The sequence below is a fragment of the Amycolatopsis sp. NPDC003676 genome (assembly GCF_053587275.1).
On sequence record NZ_JBSFNS010000031.1, the window covers coordinates 23018 to 47868 of the forward strand.

Sequence of the window (24851 nt, forward strand, 5' to 3'; positions counted from 1 at the left end):
GCCCGGCTCGTGACGCGTGAATTCGTCCGCGCCTGCGAGGTGCGCCCATGAGCGGCGTCTCGTCCCCCACTCCGGAAGCCCCCGCGCGGCCGCCCGCCAAGCCCGGGCTGCTGATCGGCGTCCTCGTGCTGTCGGCGTTCGTGATGATCCTCAACGAGACCATCCTGAGCATCGCGCTGCGCGACCTCACCGTCGACCTCTCGGTGCCGACCACCACGATCCAATGGCTCACCAGCGGATTCCTGCTCACCATGGCAGTGGTGATCCCGACGACCGGGTTCCTGCTAGAACGGTTCACGCCGCGGCAGGTGTTCGTGTTCTCGCTCGCCTCGTTCAGCCTCGGCACGCTGCTGTGCGGCGTCTCGCCGGGCTTCGGCTTGCTGATGGCGGGCCGCGTCGTGCAGGCGTGCGGCACCGCGGTGATGATCCCGCTGCTGATGACCACCGTCATGCGGCTCGTGCCCGCGCAGCGCCGCGGCGCGACCATGGGCACGATCAGCATCGTCATCGCGGTCGCGCCCGCGATCGGCCCGACGATCGGCGGCGCCGTCCTGTCGTCGCTCGGCTGGCGGTGGATGTTCTTCATCGTGCTGCCGCTGTCACTGGCCGCGCTGGTCACCGGAATGCTGCAGCTGCGGATCGACAGCGAAACCCGCCCGGTTCCGCTCGACATCCTCTCGGTCATCCTGTCCGCCGTCGGCTTCGGCGGAGTGCTGTACGGCCTGTCGTCAGCGGGCGAATCCGCCGAGACAGCGCTGGTGCCGCCGTGGCTGCCGATCGTCGTCGGGGTGGTCTCGCTGGCGGTGTTCGGCTGGCGGCAGCTCCGCCTGCAGCGACGCGACCGCGCGCTGCTCGATCTGCGGCCGTTCACCCATCGCAGTTTCGTGGTCGCGCTGGCCCTCAGCGCGTTGCTGTTCATGTGCCTGATCGGCGTGGGCGCGATCCTGCTGCCGCTGTATCTGCAGACCGTCCTGCACAAGTCCACGTTCGTCAGCGGACTGGCCGTCCTGCCCGGCGGTCTGGTGCTGGGCTTGCTCGGCCGTCCGGTCGGCGCGCTGTTCGACCGGGTCGGCGCGCGTCCGCTGGTGCTGCCGGGAGCGCTAGCGATGACGGTCTCGATGTGGCTGTTCTCGTTGCTGAGCCCGGATTCGCCGCTGATCGCGGTGATCGGCATCCACATCGTCCTGATGGCCGGCCTCGGCCTGATGATGACGCCGCTGATGACCGAGTCGCTGGCCGTGCTGCCCGATCACCTCTACTCGCACGGCAGCGCGATCCTGTCCACGCTCCAGCAGGTCGCCGGTGCACTGGGCACCGCGGTGTTCGTCAGCGTCGCGACCGTCAGCAGCGCCGAACACGCCGCCGTGAGTCCCGATGCCAACGGCCTGCAGATGGCCTTCGTCGTCGCCGGCTGCATCGGACTGGCCGCAGTGGCCGGGGCGTGGTTCGTCCGGTCCACCCGCGCGGAACCAGCGGAGACGGAGGCCTGACACCCAGTGGACCCAGAACGGCTGGACGCCGTCGCCCGCACCTACACCGCGTCAATGACCAGCATCCGAGGCCGACGCGTGCACCGGTTAGCGATGCGCTGGCTGGCCGGCTACGACCACGTCCTGCCCACCGTCACCGCCGACGGCACCCCGGCGTTGCTGGCGCTGTCCTCGGACGGCCGAGCTGCCTTCTTCCACACCGACGGCCGCGACCCGTCCGCGGACGTCGTCACGTGCGGCCCGACGCCCGGGGTCACCGTGACGTCCGCGCACGACCTCACGAAGGATTCGCTGCCGGTGCTGCGCTGGACGGTCCGGCATCCGGGGTTGCTGGACGTCGCGGGCCCGCTGACGATCACTCCTGGCGACGCGGACCGGGACGAGATCGAGGCGGCCCTGCGTCCTAGGTAGCTGCGGCGTGGCTTTGCGCTGAAGCGAGCGGCTCGGAGTCTGCGCATGAGCGGTGCGCAGTCTGGCTTCGAGGCGCTCGCTTCGGCAGCGGATGCGCGACAGTTGGGCGGAGATGGAGAAGCCGCGGGCTAGTACACCAAGGCGGGTCAGCACCCGCTGTTGGCGACCGGTCACTAGCGGAATCGCCGGACCACGGCCGTGCACGCTCCGCGTGCAAGAACTCCGCCGCCCGCCGGGCCAATCGCCGGACTTCAGCGAGCCTCAGGACACCCGCCAAACATTCGCGTTGCCTTGGACTGCGCCCGCCGTCGCGGACAAATCCTGCTGACACCTCCGCTAGCCGAACTCGCCGGGCATCCCGCCCGGGACGGCGAATATCCGCCGTTCGCGAGCCAGGCACGGGCGCTTTCGCTCAACACCGCAACCCGCGCAACCCCGAGCCACCGCCTGGCCGGTGCCACCGCCAAGCCCGACGCCACCGCCAGGCCCGGCGCCACCGCCTAGCGGGCACCACCGGCTGGCCGGGCACCACCGCCTAGCCGGGCACCACCGCCTAGCCGGGCACCACCGCCTAGCCGGGCACCACCGCCTAGCCGGGCACCACCGCCTGGCCGGGCGTCCCAGCCTGGCCAGGCATCCCAGCATGGCTTTCCAGCCTGGCCAGGGGTCCCAGCCTCACCGGCCGAACGTGCTCTTCCACCGCTCCACGTCCCGCAACCCGCCATCCGGCGCGGACCAGCAGGCTTGGAGCAGGTCGTAGCCGTCGTGGACCAGGGCCGCGTGGGCGGGCCATCGCTCGGCGGCCCAGCCGGGTTCGTTGTGCACTGAATCCACGCCCGTGCGGGTCGCGCCTTCCAGTTCGAACTGGAGGTCCCGGCGCGCCGCCGCACGCGGAACCGGTGCACCGGCCAGCACCGCGCGGGCAGCGGCTCGAACGCGGGATCCAGTCCAGGCCAACGTCTTCCGATGCGCGCGCGGCACCACCGCGTACTGCACGGCTACCGCCACCGCGACCCCGATCGCCGTCTGGGCGAAACGGTCCGCCACCGCGGGCCACACCGGACCCGGCAAGCTCGCGACCCCGGCGGCCAGCAGCGCGAGCGGCGTGATGACCACGGTCGCCACGGCGTAATTCCGCGGCACCACCAGCTCCACACAGAACTGCAGCGCCGCCAGAATCACAATCAGCACGACCCCGGACGGGCCGACCATCATCACCAATCCGAACAGCACCAGCCCGGCCGCCGTCCCGACGAACCGGTGCAGCGCACGCACATTCGCCCGCCGCCGGTCCAATCCCTGCTGCAGCACCACCAACGCACTCAGCACCGCCCAATGCGGACGTCCGATCCCGACTGCCACCGCCAGTTCCCCAGCGACCACGCAACCCGCACCAACGCGCAACGCCGTCAGCGCGGCATGCGAACGCAACGGAACCGCCCGCCGCAACCGGTACCCGACGCTCGGTCGCGGCAACGGCAGCTTCCCCGGCGGCAACTCGACGGACTCGCCCGGCGAAGCGTCCGCGAACCTTCGGTGGGCAGCAAGCAGCGTCGCCACGAGATCCGGTTTCGTGCCCCGGCGCGGATGTCCCGCGTCATGCAGCGCAGTCCACGCCGCCGACACCGCGGCACCGGCGGCGTGCCGAGTCTCAGCAGTCTTCCGCTCCGCCGAGATGAACGCGTCGACCGCCCGCACCGCACGTTCGACGGCGGCCCGTTCCGGCTTTGTCCGATCGGCCAGCACCCCGGCCATCGACACCACGACCGACGACCCGACTCCCGCCGCAGCGCACCCCAGCACCACCCACGGCCGGGCGCCCGCCTCGACCGCCGCCTGCGCGCCCGCACAAACGAGCGCGAAGAACAACGGCCCTGGCGGCCCGAGCCGCAACGCGTCAACGACGTAGGTCGCCAGCACTGCGACCGCCGAAACCACCAGCACCGAGACGGGCCCGGGCGGAACCACAGTCCCCACCGAAGCACCCAACGCAGCCGCGGCGAGCAAGCCGACACCAGCAGTAGCCACAACGCCCGCCCGAACCCGGTAGGGCCGCCCCTCGCCGTACAAGACCGCGAACGTCCCGAGCGTGACGAACAACGCCGAGGCCGACGCCCCAGCCAACACCAGCGCGATCCCCGGAACGGCCACCGCCGCCGCGGCCCGCAACCCCGCCGACCACCGCCGCCCGACCGGCGGCAAAGCGAACATCAGCGCCCGAAACCCCGCCACACGAGGCAACTGCTCAACCGGCTCGGGCGACGATCCCATCCGCCCATCCCAACACGCCGCCACCCGCCCCGAAACCCCGGCCACACCACCCAGAGACGGCGGGCACACTGCGGGCGCGAACCGTGCTCGCTCAAATGCCCAGGCAACGGCCGACTCAGCGACTGGAGTCGGCCGCCACAGCCTGAACGTTCGTCCCCGCAACACCGGGGAGTGTCGGCACGGGCGGCGTTGCGCGCGGCGGAGATCGAGGAGGCGCGCGGCATTGGCAACGGCGTTCCCGGGAGGAAACCCGTGGCGGAGAGGCCTGATCAGCAATCTCTTTCCCGGCCAAGCACTTCCGCCGCGACCCGCACCTACACTGCCACCGGAACCGTCAGCCACACGTCCGCGACAGCCCGGCTTACCTCACCCTGCTCGACGACATGCCCGTCGCGGAAAACCAACGCAGCAGCACCCCGCCACAGCCGCGCGGGCAACGCCACCCGGCTCACTCCACCCGCACGGAGTCCGCCGCACCGTCCTCCCCGTCCTCCCCGTCCTCCGGCAGGTGCAGGTCCGTCACAGCGACGTTCACCTCCACTACCTCCAACCCGGTCATATGCTCCACCCCAGTGACCACGCCTCGGCGGATCGAGCGGGACACGTCGGCGATCGAGGCTCCGTATTCGACCACTACCTGCAGGTCGACGGCTGCCTGCTTCTCCCCCACCTCGACCGACACGCCCTGGCCCGCGGACGCCGTCGCGCCCGGGATGCGTTCCCGGATTGCCGAGAAGGCTCGTGCGGTGCCGCCGCCGAGGGCGTGGACTCCGGGGACTTCGCGGGTGGCCAGCCCGGCGATCTTCTGGACCACGACGTCCGCGATCGCGGTCTGGCCCTGGTCGGTGGCGAGTCCTAGCGCAGTCGAATCAGGCATCGTCTCTCCCTCGTCGGATGAACCGGTCGTCAGGAGGACACCCGCCGTCCGGGAATCTCACGGATATTCGGTGCGAGCAGCCGCCTCGCCTACGGTCACTGGGTCCAGGTCAGGATGCGCAGCTTCAGCCTGCTCCCACAGAGACGCGGCCTCCCCTGCGATTCCCTGTGCTGCAGCGACATTTCCCAAGCCCAAGTACGCCCGTGCTGCTTCATGGGTGCTTCCGCAGGACTCCGCGCGGGCCGCGGCTTCCCGGTAAGCCGACTCGGCGCCCGGGTGGTCTCCAGCGCGGAATCTTGCCCAGCCTAGGCAGTTCAGCCCCATCACGACGTCCAGTTCCAAGCCCAGTTCCTCAAACACCGCCAAGGTTTCCTCGACCAGGCGGGCAGCTTCAGCGGGACGGTTCAGCGCAGTGAGGACCAGCGCGACACCCCGCGTCGTGATGGCGCCGCTGCGTCGGTTGCCGGTCAGGGCGTAGAAATCGGCCGCGGAGCGCAAGTCCCGCAGGGCTTGTTCGTGGTTGCCTCGGTAGTGCTCCGCCCAGGCGGAATGCGCCAGCGCGGTCGCTTCGCCGTGGCGGTCGCCGATTTGCCGGTACTCCGCCAAAGCCTGGCTGTAGCAACGGGAAGCCTCGTCCAGATCGCCGCGGTCGACGTACGCGATGCCAAGGTTCGCGATGGTCGTGGCGGCGGCCCAGCGGTTGCCGACCGCCTCGGCAGCGGCACGCGCCCAGCGGTGCGTCGCGATCCACGGGTCCCACAGTTTGGTCAGGTAGAAGAAACCGCGCAGGAAGAACGCCAGCTGCCAGCATCGGTCCGTTTCCCCCAAACGGCGGCAGAGTGCGACCAGGTTGGGCCATTCCGCGCGGAACCAGGCGATCGCGCTGTCCTGGTCCGGGAACTCCACTTCCGGCAGCCCGGACGGATAGGCCACCTCCGGGCGGTACCGCGGGCCGCTCATCGCCCGGTCCGCGCGTTCCGCGGCGGCGACGGAGAAATCGGCCAGGCGGCGGAAAGCGTCCTCGTCGGCGGCCCCGGAGGCGGCGAAAACCCTTACCAGGTCGTGGAAACCGAACCGGCCCAGTTCCGGCTGGGTGAGCAGGTACGCCTGGTGCAGGCGGTCCAGCAAGCGTTCGGCCTCCACCGAATCCAGCGAGCCCAGCGCTTGCGCGGCGGTGACGTCGAAGTCCGGGCCGGGGTGAAGGGCGAGCAGGCCGAACAGCCGCGCTTCCGGCCGGCCCAATTGGCGTACCGACAACCGGAACGCGGCGGCCAGGCTTCGTTCTCCGTCGTCCAATTCGCCCAGCCTGCGCGTCTCGTCGGCCAGCCGGCGTTCCAGTTCCGCGACATCCCACGCCGGGTGGGCGCGCAGGCGGGCGGCGGCGATCCGGATCGCCAGCGGGAGACGGCCGCAGCGGTCGGCGATCCGCAGCGCGGCGTCGGGGGTCGCGCCGGTCAGCGCCGTGACCAGCGCGGTGGCGGAGGCGGTGGGGAGGACGCCCAGCGAGACGTGCTTGGCTTCGTCCAATGCGGGCAGCCGGGAGCGGCTGGTGATCACGACCCGGCACTTCGGTTCGGCGGGCAGCAGCGGGCGGACTTGCCCGGTGCTGCCCGCGTTGTCCAGCACCAGCAGGAAACTCCGGCCGCGCAGGCAAGTCCGGAAGAGCGCCGCGCGGTCGTCGGGGTCGGCCGGGATCCGTTCGGCGGGCACCTCCAGGATCCGCAGCAGCCGGTCGTGCGCGTCGGCGGGCGTGACCGGATCGTCGGAGGTGCCGCGCAGGTCCAGGAAGAGGCTGCCGTCGGCGAAGGACGGTTCGAGCCGGTACGCGCAGCGCACCGCCAGTGCCGTTTTCCCCGCCCCGCCCATCCCCGAAATGACGCAAACGCCGCCGTCGGACTCGAGAATCCCCCGTACGGCCCGGAGTTCCTCGTCGCGGCCGGTGAAGTCGGCGGTCACCGGGGGGAGGCCGGACGGGCGGACGTCCGGCCGGGTGCGGCGTTTCCCGGTTTCCGCGGGAACCAGTGCGGTAAGTGCTCCCGGGGTGCCGAATTCGGATTCGCATAGGGCTGCGAGTGCGGAATTCGGTGCGGCGAGACCGGTTTCGACTTTGCTCAGGTATCCCTTGCTGTAATGCACCCGCGCGGCCAAATCGGCGAGCGACAGCCCGGCCGCGGTGCGCAGCCGGCGCAGTTCCGCCCCGAACGTCGCGCGCGCTGTCATCCGCCTCCACCCTCTTCTCGCTCCCAGTATGACGATCCGGCAAACGCCGGGCCGTGGTTTCGTCACGGCGCGGTCCGCACCGAGACCGGCGGCACGGTCGGCGCGGGGCCGCCCGGATGGCCGAGCGCGACCCCGGACACGAGCGCGATCCCGGCCAGCCACAACGCGGCCCGCACCAGCAGAGAAAACGAACAGACGACCTTCACGGCAGCTCCTTCAACGGATTTCCGCCCGCCTGATCGGCGGCTCGTCCCGAGAATGCGGGACCGCGCGGCATTCGGGGAAGGAGTTTCCTGTTTCCGCCTTAATCGCGTTAACGGGGAACAGGAGGCAACACTGGCGTCGCATTACCACCTGCGAGCCGCGTCGCCGAGGGCTGGGGCGAAAGGGCATATTCAGCTTCGGCGAGCCGGGGGCCAGCCAGCTGGCACAGTAGACCCAAGACGGCCGTTGGCGCAGCTTACGAGATCGAAAGCCCCGCCCGCCAGCAGCCCGGACGAACCGCCTGCCGCCAATAGAGGGCAGTCACCCGCCGTTCCGGGAAGGCGCCATCCGAGCGAATTTCCGGCGCGGATAAACCCGGCCGCACCAGCCGGACGCGGGAATGGGAAATCATTCCGGTCACAGTCCGTGCGCCGATGCCAGGCAAGGCTGGACATCCCCGGCGGCATTGCGGAACAGTGGCTGCGGGCGGGGAGACGCGAGGGAGGAACGGGTGGAACCGAACGCGGCGGACTTGGTCGCGGAATTGAAAGTTCTCCGGAAGGGGCGCGGCGTATTCACCACTCCGCTCGGGATTCGGGTCGGCCCGGTCCTGCGCGAGGTGTGCGGGATTCCCGACAACGCGGAAAACGTCGAGATCCGCGACCGGCTCGCGCACGTGCTGGAGCCGCTGGCCAAAACGCTCCCGGAGGACCTCCGGATCGCCGTGCTCGCGGCGTTCGCGATGCACGAACCGGCGCGCAAGCCGTTCTACCAGGAACGGGTGCACTGGGCCGCGCGCGAACTGGACCGCGACGACCGCACGATCCGGCGGCGCATCGACGAGGGCATCGAGCACGTGGCGCACCTCGCGCTCGCCGGCCCGCGCGAGGGCGGCGCACGGCCCGCGCCCGACAGCGGCAGCTGGCACACCGAACTGCTGCGCGTGTCCCTTGCCCTGGACCAGGAGCGGCCCGAGGTGTTCGAGTTCCGGCGGATCGTCGCCGACGCCGACGAGATCGCCGAACTGGACCTCGCGCTCACCCTCACCACCACGTCCGCGACCTCCGGGCCGGTGCGGGAAAGCGATCTGGACGTCGACGTCTTCCACGGCGGCACGCTCGTCCGCCGCGCGATGGAGTCGAACGACCGGGTCGGGCTGGCGCTGCAGCTGGCCGATCCGCTGCCGCGCGGGAAAACGCACGACCTCGCGCTGCGGTTCCGGGCGGAATTCCGGCACCCGCACTACGTGTGCGTGCCGCGCCATCCGGTCGACCGGTTCGATCTGCACGTGCGCTTCCCGGCCGCGCCGCCAGCCGAAATCGTGCGGCTGGACCGCGTGTTTCAAGACGACGCACGCGATCCGGGCGCACGCGGCGACGCGGTGAGCCCGGACGGCTCGGGCGAGGTGCACCTGCGGTTCGACCATCTCGCGCCCGGATTCGCCTACGGCATCCGGTGGAACCCGGCCGGCTGAACCTCGCCGGCCGGGCCCCGGCTCCGGTCAGTGCGTGATCATCGCGATTCCCCTTCCCGATCGGGACAACTCTCCGACCGCACCGGGATCGCCGCCGCGCCCGGACGCGCTACCGGCGGGGCGAAGCTGTCCAAGATCTGTCCAGGTCCGAGCGAAACTCGTTGCCGCGCAACGGACAGAAGCTGGACAACACCTGCGCATGCGCAACATCCGGAGCCAGGCCGCCGACTCCCGGATCGAGCGGGCGAGACCACCGCGGCCGCCCGTACGAAAGGACCGACCCCTATGCCCACCGCCACCGTGCCCGAACCGGTCGAAGGCTATGTCCCGCTCGCCGCGCTGCCGCGCCCGTCCGGGCTCGCCGAACGCTTGGAAACCGTGGTCCGCGCGGCCCGCGACGGCGTCCCCGGCGCGGCTCCGGAACTGCTGGCGCTGCTCAAACCGGTGATCGCGCGCTACTGCCGGGCCCGCATCGGCGGACGCGACCTGTCGTACCTGTCGGCCGACGACGTCGCGCAGGAGGTGTGCATCGCGGTCCTGCAGGCAGTTGCCGGCTACGAGGACCGCGGCGGATCGTTCCTGCACCTGGTGCGCGCGATCGCGGCGAACAAGGTGGCCGACGCTTTCCGCGCGGTGTCACGAGACCGTTCGCGGCCGGTGTCCGACGTCCCGGAGAACCCGGATCTGCGCGAGGGCCCGGAATCGCACACGCTGACCGCCGACCTCGGCGCGTCGCTGGGCAGGCTGCTGGCCGGGATGCCGAAGCTGCAACAGGAAATCCTGACGATGCGCGTGGTCGTCGGGCTGACGTCCGCGGAGACGGCGAAGGCGCTGGGGATCTCGGCGGGCAACGTCCGGGTGACGCAATGCCGCGCGCTGGCCAAGCTGCGCGAGTCGATCCAGGAGCAGGGGCTCGCCGAAGCGCTGCTCGCGTGAACTCGCAACATCGCCGCACTGGTATGGACCACTCGCGAAAAAAGTCCGGGAAGTTCACCCGCTCGGGCCACCTCGCCGTTTCGGGCCGGTCCGAAACGCCGGGATCCGGACCGGCTCAGCCCGCGTCGAGACGCCGTTTCATCCGGCGCAGGAACGCGATCCGGTCGGTCTCCACGCGGACCGCCGTGCGGTCCGGGTAGATGTCGAACACCCCGGTCATGCCGGTCTCGGCCAGCCGCCGGCCCGCCTCTCCGGAGGGGTGCGCGAGCAGCCGCAGCACCACGCCCTCGGCGGCCGCCCGGTCCTGGGCGGCCCGCAGGACGTGGACGCCCGCGTCGCTCAGCTGCGTCAGCCCGGTCAGGTCCAGCACCAGCGCCATCGGGCGCTTGGCCAGCGCGAAGGTCACCGCGCGCACCACCACCAGCGCGGTGCCGGCGTCGAGTTCCCCCGCCAGCAGCAGCGTGAGCACGTCGAGGTCGTCGTAGCGGTACGACGACTTCAGCCGTGCCGATCCCTGTGAGCCGGCTTCCATCCGCGTGCTGCGCTCCCTGTCCAGGCGGGGCCCGTCGCGCCCGCTCGTCCACCCGACACCATTCTGGACCTCCGGGCACGGTGACCGCGCTCACAGTCCGCCTCCGCACACCGCGACCGGGGGCTGCTCCGCTTGTCCTACGACGAAAGTCGGGAACTGTGTCAGCCCGACCTTCGGCGGGTTCCGTCATTTACCGACATTCACGACGGTGGGTCAGTACCTGACAGCTCACTCCCCGTACCCACCGGAGATGATCACCCGTGCGAATCGCGCGTACCGCCGCAGTCCTGTCCGGCCTGGCTTTCGCCGCCGTCGCCGCGGCGTCCCCCGCCGTGGCCGCTCCCGCCCAGCCCGCCATCATCGACGGCAGCACCGCCGACTCCCTGCACTCCGCCGCCCGCATGTTCGCCGGCGGCCAGGAACTCTGTTCCGCCACGATCGTCGCGCCCGACTGGATCCTCACCGCCCGCCACTGCACCCAGGGCGCGGGCGGCAAGCAGATCACCTTCCACGTCGGCAGCCTCGACCAGACCCAGGGCACCGAGGTCTCCGCGACGTCGGTGCACGACTCCCCCGACGCCGACATCTCGCTGGTCCAGATCGGCCAGAAGGTGCAGACCGAGTACGCGCCGCTCGGCACCGCGAGCGACGTCAACGTCGGCGACACCGCCCAGGTCTACGGCTGGGGCGCGACCTGCACCGACCAGCCGGAGATCAACTGCCAGTCGCAGGTGCTGAAGGTGGCGAACGTCCAGGTCACCTCCGTCAACTGCCCGGACGGCGCGGCCGGCGTCTCGGTGTGCGCGAACCGCGGCGACGGCATCACCGCCGGCGGCGACTCCGGCGGCCCGATGTACGCGAACGGCAAGCAGGTCGGCGTCGCCTCCACCAGCGACCGCCAGTCCTACACCGCCTACATCAACGTCACCCAGTACCGCGACTGGATCCAGTCGGTCGCGGGCGTCTGATCCGGAGGCGGCCCGGACCCGGACGGATCCCCGGGTCCGGGCCGCTTTCCTCATCCCTCCCCGTTCCTGGCCCGCGCGAGCACCTCCTCGAGGCGCAGCGGGCTCGCCGGGTGGTGGCTCAGGCACAGCGGCGTCGACACCCGCCGGAACCCGAACGCCTCGCCGGACACGTAGAACTGGGCCCGCTCCAGCCGCGAGATGTCCGCCACCGGACTCCCCTTCGCCCGCGCCATCTCGTTCGCCGCGGCGATCTGCGCCGGGCTGTTGAGCCGCCCGAAGAACTGCGTCATCGCGTTGCCGGCGATCTGGTTGTGCAGGCCTTTCGGCGCCTGCGTCGCGAACAGCAGCCCCAGCCCGTACTTCCGGGCCTGCGCGGCCAGCACGATCGTGCTGCGCGTGCTCGCGGTGAGCGAGCCCGACGCCGCGAGCGTCTGCGCCTCGTCCATCACGAACAGCGCGCCGAGCGGCCGGTCCCCCGCCGGATTCCGCTTGATCCACGCGAACAGCTCCATCTGCAGCTGGTTCACGAAGCTCTGCCGCTGGGCTTCGGACGGCAGCCCGGCGAAGCTGATCACCGAGATCCGCGCGCGTTTGCCGTCCGCCGGGGTGAGCAGCACGGCGGGATCGACGGGGGTTCCGGTTCCGGCGAACAGCGGATCGTTCACCATCGCGGCCTTGAGCAGCTCCGCGACTTCCGCGGCGATTTTTCGGCCGCCGTTGAGATTCGTGACGCCCTCGGGCAGATCGCCGAGGACGTCGATCAGCTCCGGCAGGCTTCGCGAACCGGTGCGGGCATGGTGCGCGATCGCCTGCCGCAGCACGGCCAAGCCGATGTCGGCCTTCGCGGTGCTGCCAGTGAGACGGGCCTGCGGTGCGAGAGCGGCTACGGCCACCTCGACCGCCGCGGAGAACTCGTCCTCGTCGTCGAGCACTCCCGCGAAATCCGGCAGCGGCTCGAACCCCAGCGGACGCCCGGTGGCGCGACCCGGTGTCCAGACGACGACGTCGGTGCCTTCGAGGTATTTCTCGGCCAGCTGAGCGTCTTCGGGTCCCCAGCCGCTCGGCGGGCTCGGCCACGCGTCGCCCAGGCGGGCGAGGTCGTTGTTGGGGTCCAGCACGATGGACGACACGCCGAGCAGCGCGCATTCCTCGATGATCCGGCGCAGGAGCACGGTCTTTCCCGATCCGGAACCGGCGAAGACGGCGGCGTGCTTGCGGAGGGCGGACAGTTCGATGCGAATCGGCTTGCCGGAGCCGGTTTCGGTGCCGAGGGCGATGGTGCCGTCCGGGGGCGGGTGGGTTCCGTCGGAGCGAGGGGCTTGGGTGTTTCCGGTGCGGTGGGATCGCGGGGTTTGTGCTGGTGAGGGGGTCGGCTGGGGGAAGAGGGACGGCTGGGGCACCGGGTTCGGCCGCTGAGATGCGGGTCGTGGGGCTTCCGGTGTCCGGGTCGCCTGCGCGGCGCCGTCGGGACGTGCGGCATCGGGCAGAACTCCGGACAGCAGCTGGGAACGCCGGGCGGGCCTGCGGTCGATGAGCCACTCGTGGACGTCCGGGCCGCCCTTGACGAACATCTCGTCCAGCGCCCAGAACGTGCGGACGTCCGCTTCGGACATCCTGAGCCGCTTCCCTCCGGCGGCTTCGAACGCTCGGAGCTCGGCTTGGGTTTTCTCCCCTTTGGACCACGAGGAGTTCCGGATCAGCACCAGATGCCGGTTCCCCGCACCGGCCCGCAATCCCGCCGCCGAACGGGCCTTCCGGAAGCGGCTGAGCACGGCGATCGGGTTCTTCGCCGAGATCGCGCGGAACGCCCAGTGTTCTTCGAGATCCGAGGCCTCGTCGAGGGTGTGGGTGAGCCAGGCGTGCAGCTCGTCCTCGCTGACGCGGGTGTCCCACTCCATCTCGTCGTCGCCGACCTCGGTGATCCAGCCGCGCAAGGCGGCCGACAGCAGCCGGGGCATCACCTCGTCCTCGACCTTGTGGTCGAGCAGCGCCGACGGATCCGCGTCCGCGCGGAGCTGGTCGAACCAGTCGTCCAGTTCGGCGAAACGGTCGGGCTTCGGCTCCGGGCGCGCGGGCAGCACCGAGGGCGTGTCCGGATTGAACGTGGTCAGCTCCTGCACCCGTTCCGCTCGCACGCAGGCGTCGATGTGCGCACCGATCCGCTTGAGGATCTCCCGCGGCGTGTTCTCCTCCCACGGCCCGTCGAACGCCGAGGCCGCGACTGGCCAGGTTTGGTGCGGCGGGGTGAAATCCATGGCCGCGTAGGCGAATCCCAGCCGCCGCTCCACCAGCTGCCTGCCGACTTCGGCGTCCAGCACCCTGCCGAGCGTGAGCGTTTCCCGGAACCGGTCGGGCACCGTGTCCGCGGCCTTCCCCTTGATCTGCTGCCAGGTCGCGGGCAGGCAGGCCAGCACGGTGAGCGTCCGCCGGGTGATCTCGCGCAGTTCCATCAGCCCGTCGGCGATCTGGGCGACGAGCAGGTTGTTGTCCTCGCGGCTGCCGACTTCCTTCGCCTGCAGATCGGAAACGGCCAGCAGCGTGTCGAGCTGGTCGACGCCGATCACGACCGGCCCGGTGAGCGCGAGCAGCCGGGTGATGTCGTGCACCTGGTCCGAGGCGGACTTCGGCTTCGCCCTGATCCCCCACTTGCGCCGGGCCCCGGATTTCGATTCCTCGAAGCGGCCGAGGTAATCGTCGCCGACCTCGTTCTGCGTCAGGTCTTCGGCGGCGTACAGCACCAGCGCGCGGGCGGTGTCCGCGCATTCGACCGCGACCTGCCGGTCCAGTTTCCGCAGTCCCATCAGGAACGCGTCGACGTGCGACCGGCTCAGTCCGCGTCCGCTGACCAGCGCCGAAGTGCTTTCCCACGGCACGTCGCCGCGCTCGCACACCCGGCGGACGAAGCTGCGCACCTGCGGTTCCGCCGAGTCGTCCGAGCGCAGCAGTCCTCGCCGCAGCGCGTCGGCGGTGTCCTCCCAGAACGCGTCGCCCGCGGTGAGGTCGTCGAGGAAGAAGTAGCCGCCCGCCCGGTGCGCCGCTCGCCGGACCATGCCGAGCAGATGGGTTTTGCCGACCCCCTTCATGCCCTGCATGACCAGTCCGATCGGGCTCGGCCCGTCGCTCGCCGCGGCGTCGCGGATGCCGACGTCGATCGCGGCCATCACGTCGGGGTGCAGACCGTCGACGTGGTACGGCGAATCCCGCCACACGTGATCGGGCGTGTCCGCCCAGTCGAATCGCAACGTGGCCAATACCGCAAGGTGTTCGATCATGACGCCTCGATGGAAAGCAGATGATTGTCCTCACCGCCGATGCGCACGGCCGCCTCCTTGTCCTCGGCGGTCAGGGCCTTGCGGTTGGACTCGGGCACCAGATGCGCCTGCCCGGTGCGGCTCAGCTGTTTGAGCACCGCGTCGACCTCGGCGACGGCCGCACCGCCCAGCAACGGCCGCAGATCCGCCAGGCCGACCCAGTCCCGGGGAGAGCGGGCGAGTTTCCGGTACGCCAGCCGGATCATTTCTTCCAGGCCGGCCGCTTGCGGCGCGTCGCTGCCGGTGAACACCTCCTTGAGCGAAACGTTGTGCAACCGCATGTACTCGAAGAGCTTGTTCAGCGCCAGGTAAGCCACCACGGTCAACGTGCTCCGCACCGGCTTCGGCGGGGTCAGCGCGGCCAGTTCGCCCGCGCACCAGTCCCAGCCGTCGTCGGTGAGCTGGTGCACGAACGCACGGCCGGATTTCCTGCTGCTGACGTAGCGCTCGTTGAGCTTCAGCCGATCCCTCCCATCGAGCGCGAAGCCGGCCTCCTCGCGCAGCTCCGGGTTCGACATCTCCCGGCCGTGCACCATCAGCGCGATCATCGCCGCGGACTGCTTGTGGCTCAGTCTTTCGTGCATCCGCCGTCCTTCCTCGGGGCATCCCGGCCGCGGGCGCGGGCGGGGCGTTCTGGGGGCGACCGGCTAGCTGCCGTTCACCCGCACGTCGAGCACTTGCTGGGCCCAGGCCAACGCTTTCCGGACCCGCGGCGGCGGCAGTACCGCACCGTCGTCGTGGCGGCGCGGGCGCAGCACCACGGCCAGGTCCGCGCCGAGTTCCTGCGCGCGCACGCTGTCCCCGGCTCCGACCGCGGCCGGCAGTTCGCTGGCGAACTCGCCCACGAGGTCCCACAGTTCCGGGCGCAGCCGGGCGTGTTCGGCTTGCCGCAGCAGGGAAACCAGGTCGGACTGGCCGGTGTCGACCAGGGCCCGTCCGGCGCCGATTTCGTCGGCGAGGCTGCGCGCGACCTTCACCGGACCGGACGCGGGGCCCAGGCGCAGGTGCCGGAGGTTGCCGAGGTACCCGGACAGCTCGCGCGAGTCGGTCCCCTCGGTGAGCACCGGGATCAGCCTGCGGTCCTGGCCGAGCGTGCGGTGCAGGAACAACTCGACCTCCGCGAGCTGCCACCGGCTCGCCTTGCCGTCGATCACCAGGCACAGGTGGCGGGCATCGGTTTCCGCGCGGCCCAGCCAAGAACGGTCGCCCGACAGCGACCGGCCCACCCGGATGCCGAGATTTTCCAGCTCTGCCACCAGATCCCGGGAGACCTCGAGGTTCGACCGGGGCATGCTGACCTGGATGTCGTACGCGAAGTTCTGCGTGCGGGTGCGCACTGCCGCGACGTAGGCGTCGCGGTTTTCGGCCAGCAGCTCGGTCCGGTCGTAGGAATGCGCGATCACCGCGGCGACGGTCTCGAGGGCGAACCCGATCTGGTCAGCGCCAGGGCTTTTTTCCAGCAGCACCGGCAGTTGCTCGCCGAAGGTCCAATACGAGACGTACGGCAGGGTGAGGTGGCGCGCGATCACCGCAGGCGGGACGTCTTGGTCCAGCCAGCTGTCGAACAAGCTCCGCGTTTCCTTGAGGCAGATCTCCCGCCAGCTTTCCGACCGGTCGTACTCCTCGCGCGTGTCGAACCGCGAGAGCACGGGCAGCACCGGAAGCTGCGGACGGTCGTACGGCATGGCGTTCCGCGCGACGTTCGCGCGGTGGGCGACGTCGACCGCGCCGCGGACGCTCTGCATGTTCGCGGTGTAGAGAACGACCAGCCGGTCCGGCAGGTGCGCGGTGCAGATGCTGCCGACGTCGGAGATCCCGGTGCGGCTGTCGAGCAGGACGTAGTCGTAGTCCGAGGTCCACGCCTCGCGGCAGCGTTCGAGATACTCGCCGAAATCCTCGTCGTACAGGCCTTCCCAGTCGATTCCCTGCACCTGTCCCGGATACGCGGGGCCGTCTCCGCCCGCGGGGAGGAAATCCAGCGTGCCGGGCACGTTGTCCAGGCGGACCGGGATGATGTGCCGGTTCGGCCGGACCGCGCCTGCCCGGAAGTCGGCAACGAGGTCGACCACACCGCCTTCCGGATCGTGGTCCAGCTTCGGCCGGAAGTACTCGCGCAGCCCCGGTGCTTCGAGATCCCAATCGATGCACAGCACGCGATGTCCCCACCGGGCCAGCAGCACCGCAATGTTGGCCAGCGTGAAGCTGCGGCCGACGCCGCCCTTGTAGGAATAGAAGGTGATCACGACGCCCGTCATCGCTCAGAGCCTCGGAAACCGGGAGGCGGGCGGAGTGTCCGGGCGAGGAGTCAGCACCGGCCAGTCCGGCCGCCACGCCGGAGCCGCGCTGAGTAATTCCTCGATCTCCGCCGCGATGCGGTTCATCTCGTCGTGGAAAGCGATGTACTTGGCCGAGACTTGGAATTGCTCGTACGGATGATTCCACTCGGTCAGGTCTTTCATCCGGCGTTCATGCGCGTACGGCGGGAAGTTTTTCGAATCGCAGTAGATGACCGGGTAAATCAGAGTGGCCGGACGGTCTCTTCCGGCCAGTTCTTCGCGACGCGCCATCGAGGCCCATTCGGCGAGGCACCACTCGTTGTAGAAGTACTTCGGAGAACACACTGGAACCAGAACCCTGGTGTGCTGCAAGGCAGAACGTAGCTCCTCGTGCCACTTCCCGCCGACCCGAACCGACCCGTCGAAGAACACCTGGACGTCCCGGTCGAGGTTCCCGTCGAGCAGTTCGCACAACCGCGGGTAAAAATGGTTGCGGACCCACTTGGAGATGGCTTCGGCTCGCCGTTCGTAACTGATGAAAACGTCGTAGTGGTACACCTGGGCACCGCTCCCCGTCGATTTCCGCGTCCTGGCGATCCGACCTCGGCTCCCGACGATACCTTTGGCGCGCGCCGCGACAAGGGACAGATTCTGGACACTTTGTGGCCGAAAACCCGCGCCCGCCCGCCGGGTCCGGCGCGCGCGCCGAAACTGGACCGGTCGCCGCCGCCGGAATTCGAGGAGTCCGATGTCCGCCCCCGCCGCGCCCCGCGTCTTCATCAGCTACGCCCACGACACCGCCGCCGAGCACTACCGGCAGGTCGGGACCTTCGCCACTTTCCTCTGCGCCCGGATCGGGCTCGACGTCCGGCTGGACCAATGGGACGACGCCTCCCGGCTCGACTGGTCGGCCTGGGCGATCCGCAACATCCTCGCCGCCGATTTCGTGCTGGTGGTCGCCTCGCCGAACTACAAACGGCGGGCGGACGGCGAAGCGCCCTTCGACGAGGGCCGCGGCTCCCAGTTCGAGGCGCGGATCATGCGCGACGCGCTCACCCGCGACCTGGAGCGCGAGACCAGCCGCATCCTGCCGGTGGTGCTGCCGGGCGCTTCGGTCGAGGACATTCCGTCCTTTCTCACCCCGTATTCCACGACGCATTTCCGGATTTCGGAATTCACTGAGGACGGCGTCGCCGGACTGCTCTCCGCGATCACCGGGCGCAGCCAGAACGAACGACCGGTGCGCGGGATGTGGCGCGGCGAAACGGATTCCGCGGCCGGACCGGTGCTGGCGACCGAACTGCCGTGGCGCGAGAAGAGCGCGGACATCACCGCCGGCGCCGCGCGGATCGACGGGATCAGCTACGCGCACAGCGTCGTTTTCCGCACCGCCGGACCGACTTCCGGCGCGTGGGCGTTCGCGGAAATCGACCTAGGCGGTTCCTACGCGCATTTCACCGCGGTGGCCGGCGTGCTCGACGACGCCGAGGACGCGGCTTTCCAGACCGGCCTGTTCTGCGTCCGGCTCGACGGGGAAATCCGCCACCTCGACCATTCCGCGTTCGGCAGCCCGCGGCACACCGAACTCGACGTCACGGGCATCCGGCGGCTGCGGCTGGAGATCCGCCGCCCCGCCGCGGGCGTCTCCCCGGCGGGTCCGGCCGCTCGCACCACCCGCCCGGCAGCACTCGCCTGGGGGAATCCGACCCTGCGCTGACCTGGGGTTTCCTCCTTCCGAGGAAACAGGAAACCCCTTGTCCGCCCTCGTTCCCGGATCGCATTCTGGGTGCACGCCGCTCGTTCCGGGCGGTTCGCCGAGAATCACGGAAACCCCGATAACCGCGAATTGACGCTCTTTCGCGGCGGGGATTTTCCGTGCCTGGATCCGGGAGGGAGGTGCGCGGAAATGCAGACGCACGGAATCGTTCTCATCCTCACGCTGCTGGGCCTGGCCTGACGCGGAAGAACCGGCCGGATTCGCCGCGAGGGCGGATCCGGCCGGACCGGCTTATCCGCGGGCCCGCAGATGGTCCCGCAACGCGCGCGCGACCCGTGCCATCAAGATCTCCGCCTCCGGCTGGATCGCCGCGGGCACCCGGGATTCGGTCAGCGCCGCGACCGCGAACGACTGGCCGTCGGAGTGCTCCACCACCCCGATCTCGTGCCGCAAGTTCACCAACGTCCCCGTTTTCGACGACCACTTCGCGGAATCCGAAGCGAAATCCGGCGCAAGCCGTTGCCGCAACAGGTTGTCGCCCATCAATTCCCGCACCCGCGCCGACACGTCCGGGTCGATCTTCGACGGCGTCCACAACGCGGTCAGCAGGTCGGCGAACGCGCGGGCCGAACCGGAACTCGCCCGCGAAACATCCAGCTGCCGCACCGGATGTCCCCGCCCTTCGGTCACCGCGCCGATCGCCAGCGAATGCGCGAGGTGCGCTTCGGCAGCGTCGAACCGTTCCAGCGGCGTGTCGTTCAGCTCGCTCAGCGAATGCCGCACCGAGATGCCCGTGATGCCCCACTCCCGCACGGTCCGCGTGACCTCCGCGGGCGAGGTGAGGGCCAGCAATTCGTCGGCCGCCGCGCTGTCGCTGATCGCGGAAGCCAGGTACATCAGGTCGTCCAGCGACACCCGCGCCGGATGCCGGAAGCGCGCCAGCCCGGTCGGCCCCGCGTTCTCGGCGCGGCCGGGCTCGATCTCCACCTGCTGCGCGCCGTCCAGTTCGCCGCGCCGGATCCGGTCCTGCGTCACCGCCACGAGCGGGACCTTGACCAGCGACGCGGTCGCGAACTCCAGGTCGGGCTCGATCCCGATCTCGCGGCCGGACCCGAGGTCCCGGACGAGGAACGAGCCGCGCAGCCCGCCTTCGTCGAGTTCGTCCCGCAGCCGCGCCAGCAGCGCTTCAGTGTTCACGGCGTCAGTCTGCCGCAACGTTCGCGCCGAGACAGCGGGCGATCGCCGCGCGCAACGGCGTCCGCACCCGGTCGACGTCGTCGCCGAGCCCGGCCGCCACGTCGTACCCGCGCGAGAGCCGGACGCCGCCGACCGGACGCCACGCCAACCCCAGTTCCCGCGCCTGATCCGCCGAGCACAGCAGCAGATCCGCCGACCCGATCACGCTCGCCGCGGCCGTCGTCAACGTCGCCGCGACCTCGACCTGCGCGGGCAACAGCCCGGCCGCGTCCCGTGCGCGGAACACCCGGTCGCGGACGTGCGGCACGTCGTCCTCCGGCTGCACCCACACCCGGCGGCGCGCACCAGCGGCCCGGCCCGCACGCAGGGTTTCCAGGTGGACCACGGCTTCGTCCGGCTCGGCCTCGCTGGCCAGCCCGAGCGGCACCGTCCACACCCCGTCCTCCGGCGGCACCGCGACGAGCGCGGCCCGCACTTCCTGCGTCCGCACCAGCTCTGCCCGCTCAGCCGGCCCCGCGACCCGGAACTCCAGGAACACCTCGACCGTCCGCGCCTGTGCCTCGAGTTCGGCTAGATCACGCGTGGTCGACGTGTCCGGGACCGCCAGCCGCAACGGCCGCCGACGTGCGCGCTGAGCGTCGTGTTCCATCGCCTCGGCGAGCCGGACCAGGCGTTGCGCCGACGGCAGCAGGTCCCGGCCGAACGGCGTGAGCCGCGCCCGCCGCGTCGACCGGTCGAACAGCCGCTCCCCCAGATGCTTCTCGAGCGCCGCGATCCGGCGGCTCGCCACCGGCTGCGGGATCCGCGCGACCGCCGCACCGCCGGTGAAACTCCCCGCTTCGGTCACGCTCACGAACGCTTTGCAGCTGCCGACCAAGTCCACGACCACAGCTTATGCCAGATTCGCATCATCTCGCACAAAAGTGTCTTGGCCCGCATGAACCGGACGAGGGCACGCTTCTGGGGACTTGATCGACTTCGGAGGGAGAACCCCGTGTTCCGCAGGCTGACCCTGGCCGCGTTCGCATTGGTCGCGCTAGCCTCATGTGCCACACCAGCAACACCGGAAACTCCGGCGAGCGCGGCACAGTCCGCCGCGCCGGCCGCGGCCAAGACCGTCGTCCAGCCGGATTTCGCCGCGCTGGAGAAGGCTTTCGACGCCCGGCTCGGCGTCTACGCGATCGACACCGGCGACGGCCGCGAGGTCGCCTATCACGCCGACGAGCGTTTTGCCTACGCATCAACGCACAAGGTGTTCAACGCGGCAGCCATCCTGCACCGCGGGGACGATCTGGCCCGGACGGTCACGATTCGGCAAAGCGATCTCGTGCCCAACTCGCCGATTACGGAGAAGCACATCGGGGAGCAAATGTCGCTACAGAGCGTCCTCGACGCTGCGCTGCGTTACAGCGACAACACTGCGGATAACCTCATGTTCCGCGAAATCGGGGGTCCCGCCGGGCTGGCCGCGGAGGTCCGCCGGCTGGGCGATACGGTCACCCACGTGGACCGCATCGAGCCCGCTCTCAACGAGACGAGCCCTGGTGACGTCCGGGACACGACCACCCCGCGAGTCTGGGCCAAGGACCTGCGCGCCGTCGCGCTCGACTCGGGACTCCCGGCGGACAAGCAGGCCGTGCTCACCAAGATCATGCGCGCCAACACCACTGGCGCGCACGTGATCCGCGCCGGCGTGCCCGCGGACTGGCAGGTCGCGGACAAGACCGGATCCGCCGATTACGCCACGCGCAACGACATCGCCGTGGTGTGGCCGCCGAACCGGGCGCCGATCGTGCTCGCCGTGCTGTCCGACCGCCCGCAGAAGGACGCGAAGTCCGACGACAAACTGATCGCGCAGGCCGCCGCCGCGGTCGTGAAGGCGTTGCAGTGACCGGAATCTACCGAGTGGTCACCCACGTGCTCGCGGTGCTTTTCGTGCCGGTCGCGTGGGTGGTCGCGCGGGGCCGGGCGCGGCACGTCGCGTGCCAGTGGGCGCTGGGGGCCCGCTATCCGGCCGAAAACCTGGCCGGGCTCACGCCTGGCACGTACGCCGCGTTCACCGCGGCGCGCACCGAAGCCTTGTGGCGACACGGAATCCTGCTCGGCCTGACGTCCGGCCACCGCGACGCCGCCACGCAGGCCGATCTGTTCCACGCCGAAGTGCAGCGCGCCGGTTCGCACGAACTCGCCCTGCATCTCACGCTTCCGCCCGCGCAATCGCAGCACGTGCAAGGCGTCGCGCTCGATGTCCGGCCTTACGAAGGCGCGCAATGGCTCGAAGTCCACGGTGGACGGTTCGGCCTGTATCGCGTGTACGACAACGAATGGTGGCACTTCGAGTACCACCCGAACGGCCGCCCGCAACGGCTGCCGCACCCCGGTTACGCGCCGACCCGCGCCGCCAGCTGAGGCCGGTTGGTCCACAGTGGACCCGGAAGTCACGGATACGTGACGAAACCGGGCAAGCCGTAACGAACCTCCGTACCGGTCGATAAGCGGATGTGCCCGGGGGTGTCCTGGGCCTGTCCCGAACGGAAATCGCATGATTCGCCCGGTCTCGAACCGTCTTCTTCTGCGCTACGGCACCGTCGCGGCCGCCGCCGCACTCGCGTGCACCGCCTGCTCCGGCTCCGGTTCCGGGGGAAGCGCCGCGCAGCCGCCCGCCGCCAGCCCGGCCGCGAGCTCGTCGGCCGCGCCGTCCGACACCCCGCCCGACGCCGCGACCGTCGGCCAAACCGTCAAGGCCGCGATGAAGAAGTCGACCGCGGTCCACGTCAAGGGCTCGAAGAGCGACGACGGCAAGATGAAGGTCGACATGCAGTTCAACCGGGACAGCGTGAGCGGCTCGATCGAGAAGGACGGCGTCGAGGTCCCGGTGCTGCGCGTCGGCGACAAGGTCTGGATGCGGTTCACCAAGTCGCTGATCAAGCAGGCCGGACTTCCCGCCGAGGCCGCCTCGATGGTGAACGACAAGTGGGTCTCGCTCGACTCCAAGCTCGGCCAGGGCCTCGGCGAGGCGTTCAAGCTGTTCCTGGACTACGACGTCTTCATCGGTTCCATGGCCGACGACGCCGACAAGCCCGGCTACTCCGCCGCCGAACCCGCGGACGTGGCGGGCGCCCCGGCGCTGCGCTACAAGAACGGCAGCCGGACCATCTTCCTCGAAGCCGCCGGCTCGCACCGGTTGCTGCGCCTCGATTCCCCGTCGGAAGGCACGATGGAGTTCAGCGGCTGGGACCAGCCCGTCCCGGCCCAGGCCCCGCCCGCCGCGGAGATCTACTCCGGCCCCGGCTCCTGATCGGACGGCCTCGCGTTCCCGCGCCGCTCGGGAACGCGAGGCCGCCGTCCACTGTGGATCCGAATCACGGATCCATGACGGCGGCGGACAAGCCGTAACAGACCGCCGAAGCAGGCGATAAGCGGATGCGCCCGGAGATGTCCCGGGCCTGTCCCGAACGGAAACCGCATGATTCGCCCGGTCCAGAAACGTTTCCTCCTTCGCTGCGGCGCCCTCGCCGTCGCGCTCGTGTGCGCCGCTTGTTCCGGCTCCGGCGGCACTCCCGCCCAGTCGCTGTCCAGCGCGGCCCCGACTTCGCCGGTCAAGCCGTTCGACGCGCCGCCCGAGGCCGCGACGGTCGGCGACACCGTCTCGGCCGAGATGAAGAAGTCGACCGCAGTCCATGTCAAAGGCAGCGACGGCCCGACGAAGATCGACGTGCAGCTCAACAAGGACAGTGCGAGCGGATCGATCGAGAAGGACGGCTCGGAGATTCCGGTGGTCCGCGTCGGCGACAAGGTCTGGATCAAGTTCACCCGCGGGATGGCCAAGCTGGCCGGGCGCCCCGCCGGGGCCCGCTCTCCGCTGGACGACAAGTGGGTGTCCATGGCCTCGCCGATGGCCCGGGGGTTAGGCGAGGGGGTCAAGATCTTCCTGGATCGCGACTTCCTCGTCGGCGCCATGGCCGACGACCTCGACCAGCCCGGCTACTCCGCGAGCGAACCCGCCGACGTGGCGGGCACTCCGGCTGTGCGGTACAAGAACGGCAGCAGGACGATCTTCCTCGAGGCCGCCGGCTCGCACCGCCTGCTGCAGTACGAGTCCCCAGAGCAAGGCACGATGGAGTTCACCGGCTGGGACCAGCCCGTCCCCGTCCAGGCCCCGCCCGCCGCGGAGATCTACTCCGGCCCCGGCTCCTGAAGTTCTGCCGGGCGGGCGGTCAAGTGCGACACTGCCCGAGATGATCGGTCTGCTGTATCCCACCCGCGATTGCGCCGAAGACGACTTCACCGCCCTCGCCGGATGCCTCGACGCCCGGCCGGGCGTGGAATTCGCCTACGTGCCGTGGGCTCGGCGCGTCGTCGAGCGGGAGAACGTCCAGACCGCCGTGCGCGAGCTGAGCGAACCGGACCGGCTGGTCCAGGCCGCGGCGGCGTTCACGACGTCGCCGCGCGTCGTCAGCTGGGCATGCACGAGCTGCAGTTTCATCGACGGCGTCGCCGTGGCCAAGACGCAGACCGACGCTCTGACGGACGCGCTCGGCGTCCCGGCGAGCAGCACGTCGCTGGCGTTCCTCGCCGCCGCGCACCGGCTCGGCCTGGAGCGAGTCGCGCTCGCCTCGGTGTACGCACCCGAAATCACCGACGCGTTCGCGGCGTTCCTTGCCGAGGAAGACATCTCCACCGTGCACGCCGTGTCGGCCGACGCCGGTTCGGACCGCGACCTGGCAGCCTGGGACAGCGCCCGGATCCGCGACCTTGTCGATTCCGCCGCTTCCTCGGACGCCCAGGCCGTCCTGCTTCCCGAGACCGCCCTGCACACCGCGCCGCTGCTCGCCGAGCTCGAGAAACTCGCGGGAAAACCCGTGCTCACCGCGACGCAGGCAACGCTGTGGCACTGCCTCACCCTGCTCGGCCGCCCGGCCGCCGGACCGGGTCTCGGCACCCTCCTCGCCCACCCGCATTGATTG

Annotated in this window: 23 protein-coding genes; 11 read left to right on the top strand and 12 right to left on the bottom strand. The window is 70.3% G+C overall.

Annotated features, from left to right (window positions below; all coding sequences use genetic code 11):
* Positions 1-47 precede the first annotated feature (47 nt).
* Both ACWDNU_RS19995 and ACWDNU_RS20000 read left to right on the top strand, forming a co-directional pair.
* Complete coding sequence (locus ACWDNU_RS19995; RefSeq protein WP_449669976.1) at positions 48-1490, top strand: MDR family MFS transporter; 1443 nt, start codon at positions 48-50, stop codon at positions 1488-1490.
* 54 nt (positions 1491-1544) lie between these two features.
* A complete protein-coding gene (locus ACWDNU_RS20000; RefSeq protein ID WP_449669977.1) occupies positions 1545-1901 on the top strand; it encodes a hypothetical protein in 357 nt (118 codons plus the stop codon).
* Positions 1902-2576: 675 nt separating this feature from the next.
* Here the strand turns inward: ACWDNU_RS20000 and ACWDNU_RS20005 are convergent.
* From ACWDNU_RS20005 to ACWDNU_RS20025, 5 genes are all read right to left on the bottom strand, one after another.
* Complete coding sequence (locus ACWDNU_RS20005; protein ID WP_449669978.1) at positions 2577-4172, bottom strand: FUSC family protein; 1596 nt, start codon at positions 4170-4172, stop codon at positions 2577-2579.
* 314 nt (positions 4173-4486) lie between these two features.
* Complete coding sequence (locus tag ACWDNU_RS20010) at positions 4487-4615, bottom strand: hypothetical protein (RefSeq protein WP_449669979.1); 129 nt, start codon at positions 4613-4615, stop codon at positions 4487-4489.
* A 5-nt stretch (positions 4616-4620) separates the two neighbouring features.
* On the bottom strand, positions 4621-5049 hold the full coding sequence (locus ACWDNU_RS20015) for an Asp23/Gls24 family envelope stress response protein (protein WP_449669980.1): 429 nt from the start codon (positions 5047-5049) through the stop codon (positions 4621-4623).
* A gap of 57 nt (positions 5050-5106) precedes the next feature.
* The gene (locus ACWDNU_RS20020; protein WP_449669981.1) at positions 5107-7269 is read right to left on the bottom strand and encodes an ATP-binding protein; all 2163 of its coding nucleotides are present in this window, start codon (positions 7267-7269) and stop codon (positions 5107-5109) included.
* A 62-nt stretch (positions 7270-7331) separates the two neighbouring features.
* Positions 7332-7475: a hypothetical protein gene (locus ACWDNU_RS20025; RefSeq protein ID WP_370938288.1), complete on the bottom strand. Its 144-nt coding sequence runs from the start codon at positions 7473-7475 to the stop codon at positions 7332-7334.
* 509 nt (positions 7476-7984) lie between these two features.
* Between ACWDNU_RS20025 and ACWDNU_RS20030 the strand changes: the two genes are divergently transcribed.
* Both ACWDNU_RS20030 and ACWDNU_RS20035 read left to right on the top strand, forming a co-directional pair.
* Positions 7985-8947, top strand: coding sequence for a hypothetical protein (locus tag ACWDNU_RS20030; RefSeq protein WP_370938289.1), 963 nt, complete (start codon positions 7985-7987; stop codon positions 8945-8947).
* A gap of 285 nt (positions 8948-9232) precedes the next feature.
* The gene (locus ACWDNU_RS20035) at positions 9233-9883 is read left to right on the top strand and encodes a sigma-70 family RNA polymerase sigma factor (protein WP_370938290.1); all 651 of its coding nucleotides are present in this window, start codon (positions 9233-9235) and stop codon (positions 9881-9883) included.
* Positions 9884-9998: 115 nt separating this feature from the next.
* Here ACWDNU_RS20035 and ACWDNU_RS20040 read toward each other — a convergent pair whose 3' ends face one another.
* Positions 9999-10415: an STAS domain-containing protein gene (locus ACWDNU_RS20040; protein ID WP_344279432.1), complete on the bottom strand. Its 417-nt coding sequence runs from the start codon at positions 10413-10415 to the stop codon at positions 9999-10001.
* A gap of 260 nt (positions 10416-10675) precedes the next feature.
* Here ACWDNU_RS20040 and ACWDNU_RS20045 point away from each other — a divergent pair, with 260 nt between their 5' ends.
* Entirely contained in the window at positions 10676-11383 is a 708-nt protein-coding gene (locus ACWDNU_RS20045) for a S1 family peptidase (protein ID WP_449669982.1), read from the top strand.
* A 50-nt stretch (positions 11384-11433) separates the two neighbouring features.
* On the opposite strand, the gene ACWDNU_RS20050 is transcribed toward ACWDNU_RS20045, so the two are convergent.
* The 4 genes from ACWDNU_RS20050 to ACWDNU_RS20065 all read right to left on the bottom strand — a co-directional run bounded on the left by ACWDNU_RS20050 (position 11434) and on the right by ACWDNU_RS20065 (position 17528).
* Positions 11434-14655, bottom strand: a complete 3222-nt coding sequence (locus ACWDNU_RS20050; RefSeq protein ID WP_449669983.1) for a helicase HerA domain-containing protein — start codon at positions 14653-14655, stop codon at positions 11434-11436.
* Positions 14652-15278 carry a hypothetical protein gene (locus tag ACWDNU_RS20055; protein ID WP_449669984.1) on the bottom strand — a complete coding sequence of 209 codons (627 nt, stop codon included), beginning with the start codon at positions 15276-15278 and terminating at the stop codon, positions 14652-14654. The genes ACWDNU_RS20050 and ACWDNU_RS20055 overlap by 4 nt, the downstream gene beginning before the upstream one ends.
* A 63-nt stretch (positions 15279-15341) precedes the next feature.
* The gene (locus ACWDNU_RS20060) at positions 15342-16949 is read right to left on the bottom strand and encodes a KGGVGR-motif variant AAA ATPase (protein ID WP_449669985.1); all 1608 of its coding nucleotides are present in this window, start codon (positions 16947-16949) and stop codon (positions 15342-15344) included.
* A 3-nt stretch (positions 16950-16952) separates the two neighbouring features.
* Positions 16953-17528 (bottom strand): TIR domain-containing protein, encoded by a 576-nt coding sequence (locus ACWDNU_RS20065; RefSeq protein ID WP_449669986.1) that lies wholly within the window; start codon positions 17526-17528, stop codon positions 16953-16955.
* A 190-nt stretch (positions 17529-17718) separates the two neighbouring features.
* Here ACWDNU_RS20065 and ACWDNU_RS20070 point away from each other — a divergent pair, with 190 nt between their 5' ends.
* Positions 17719-18687 (top strand): SEFIR domain-containing protein, encoded by a 969-nt coding sequence (locus ACWDNU_RS20070; RefSeq protein WP_449669987.1) that lies wholly within the window; start codon positions 17719-17721, stop codon positions 18685-18687.
* A gap of 291 nt (positions 18688-18978) precedes the next feature.
* Here the strand turns inward: ACWDNU_RS20070 and ACWDNU_RS20075 are convergent, their stop codons facing one another.
* Complete coding sequence (locus ACWDNU_RS20075; protein WP_370938298.1) at positions 18979-19884, bottom strand: serine hydrolase; 906 nt, start codon at positions 19882-19884, stop codon at positions 18979-18981.
* 4 nt (positions 19885-19888) lie between these two features.
* Complete coding sequence (locus ACWDNU_RS20080) at positions 19889-20773, bottom strand: LysR family transcriptional regulator (RefSeq protein ID WP_449669988.1); 885 nt, start codon at positions 20771-20773, stop codon at positions 19889-19891.
* Positions 20774-20878: 105 nt separating this feature from the next.
* Between ACWDNU_RS20080 and bla the strand changes: the two genes are divergently transcribed.
* The 5 genes from bla (at position 20879) to ACWDNU_RS20105 (ending at position 24848) form a co-directional block, all read left to right on the top strand.
* Positions 20879-21775, top strand: coding sequence for a class A beta-lactamase (gene bla, locus ACWDNU_RS20085; protein WP_449669989.1), 897 nt, complete (start codon positions 20879-20881; stop codon positions 21773-21775).
* Positions 21772-22293 (top strand): D-alanyl-D-alanine carboxypeptidase family protein, encoded by a 522-nt coding sequence (locus tag ACWDNU_RS20090; protein WP_370938301.1) that lies wholly within the window; start codon positions 21772-21774, stop codon positions 22291-22293. The genes bla and ACWDNU_RS20090 overlap by 4 nt, the downstream gene beginning before the upstream one ends.
* A gap of 133 nt (positions 22294-22426) precedes the next feature.
* Positions 22427-23182: a hypothetical protein gene (locus ACWDNU_RS20095; RefSeq protein ID WP_449669990.1), complete on the top strand. Its 756-nt coding sequence runs from the start codon at positions 22427-22429 to the stop codon at positions 23180-23182.
* A 168-nt stretch (positions 23183-23350) separates the two neighbouring features.
* A complete protein-coding gene (locus tag ACWDNU_RS20100) occupies positions 23351-24082 on the top strand; it encodes a hypothetical protein (RefSeq protein ID WP_449669991.1) in 732 nt (243 codons plus the stop codon).
* A gap of 40 nt (positions 24083-24122) precedes the next feature.
* Entirely contained in the window at positions 24123-24848 is a 726-nt protein-coding gene (locus ACWDNU_RS20105; RefSeq protein WP_449669992.1) for a maleate cis-trans isomerase family protein, read from the top strand.
* Positions 24849-24851 lie beyond the last annotated feature (3 nt).

Excerpts from the sequence above, each read along its gene's own strand:
- ACWDNU_RS19995 (WP_449669976.1), top strand. The coding sequence starts at position 48 with ATGAGCGGCGTCTCGTCCCCCACTCCGGAAGCCCCCGCGCGGCCGCCC.
- ACWDNU_RS20000 (WP_449669977.1), top strand. The coding sequence starts at position 1,545 with ATGACCAGCATCCGAGGCCGACGCGTGCACCGGTTAGCGATGCGCTGG.
- ACWDNU_RS20005 (WP_449669978.1), bottom strand. The coding sequence starts at position 4,172 with ATGGGATCGTCGCCCGAGCCGGTTGAGCAGTTGCCTCGTGTGGCGGGG.
- ACWDNU_RS20015 (WP_449669980.1), bottom strand. The coding sequence starts at position 5,049 with ATGCCTGATTCGACTGCGCTAGGACTCGCCACCGACCAGGGCCAGACC.
- ACWDNU_RS20020 (WP_449669981.1), bottom strand. The coding sequence starts at position 7,269 with ATGACAGCGCGCGCGACGTTCGGGGCGGAACTGCGCCGGCTGCGCACC.
- ACWDNU_RS20035 (WP_370938290.1), top strand. The coding sequence starts at position 9,233 with ATGCCCACCGCCACCGTGCCCGAACCGGTCGAAGGCTATGTCCCGCTC.
- ACWDNU_RS20040 (WP_344279432.1), bottom strand. The coding sequence starts at position 10,415 with ATGGAAGCCGGCTCACAGGGATCGGCACGGCTGAAGTCGTCGTACCGC.
- ACWDNU_RS20050 (WP_449669983.1), bottom strand. The coding sequence starts at position 14,655 with ATGATCGAACACCTTGCGGTATTGGCCACGTTGCGATTCGACTGGGCG.
- ACWDNU_RS20055 (WP_449669984.1), bottom strand. The coding sequence starts at position 15,278 with ATGCACGAAAGACTGAGCCACAAGCAGTCCGCGGCGATGATCGCGCTG.
- ACWDNU_RS20060 (WP_449669985.1), bottom strand. The coding sequence starts at position 16,949 with ATGACGGGCGTCGTGATCACCTTCTATTCCTACAAGGGCGGCGTCGGC.
- ACWDNU_RS20070 (WP_449669987.1), top strand. The coding sequence starts at position 17,719 with ATGTCCGCCCCCGCCGCGCCCCGCGTCTTCATCAGCTACGCCCACGAC.
- ACWDNU_RS20095 (WP_449669990.1), top strand. The coding sequence starts at position 22,427 with ATGATTCGCCCGGTCTCGAACCGTCTTCTTCTGCGCTACGGCACCGTC.
- ACWDNU_RS20100 (WP_449669991.1), top strand. The coding sequence starts at position 23,351 with ATGATTCGCCCGGTCCAGAAACGTTTCCTCCTTCGCTGCGGCGCCCTC.
- ACWDNU_RS20105 (WP_449669992.1), top strand. The coding sequence starts at position 24,123 with ATGATCGGTCTGCTGTATCCCACCCGCGATTGCGCCGAAGACGACTTC.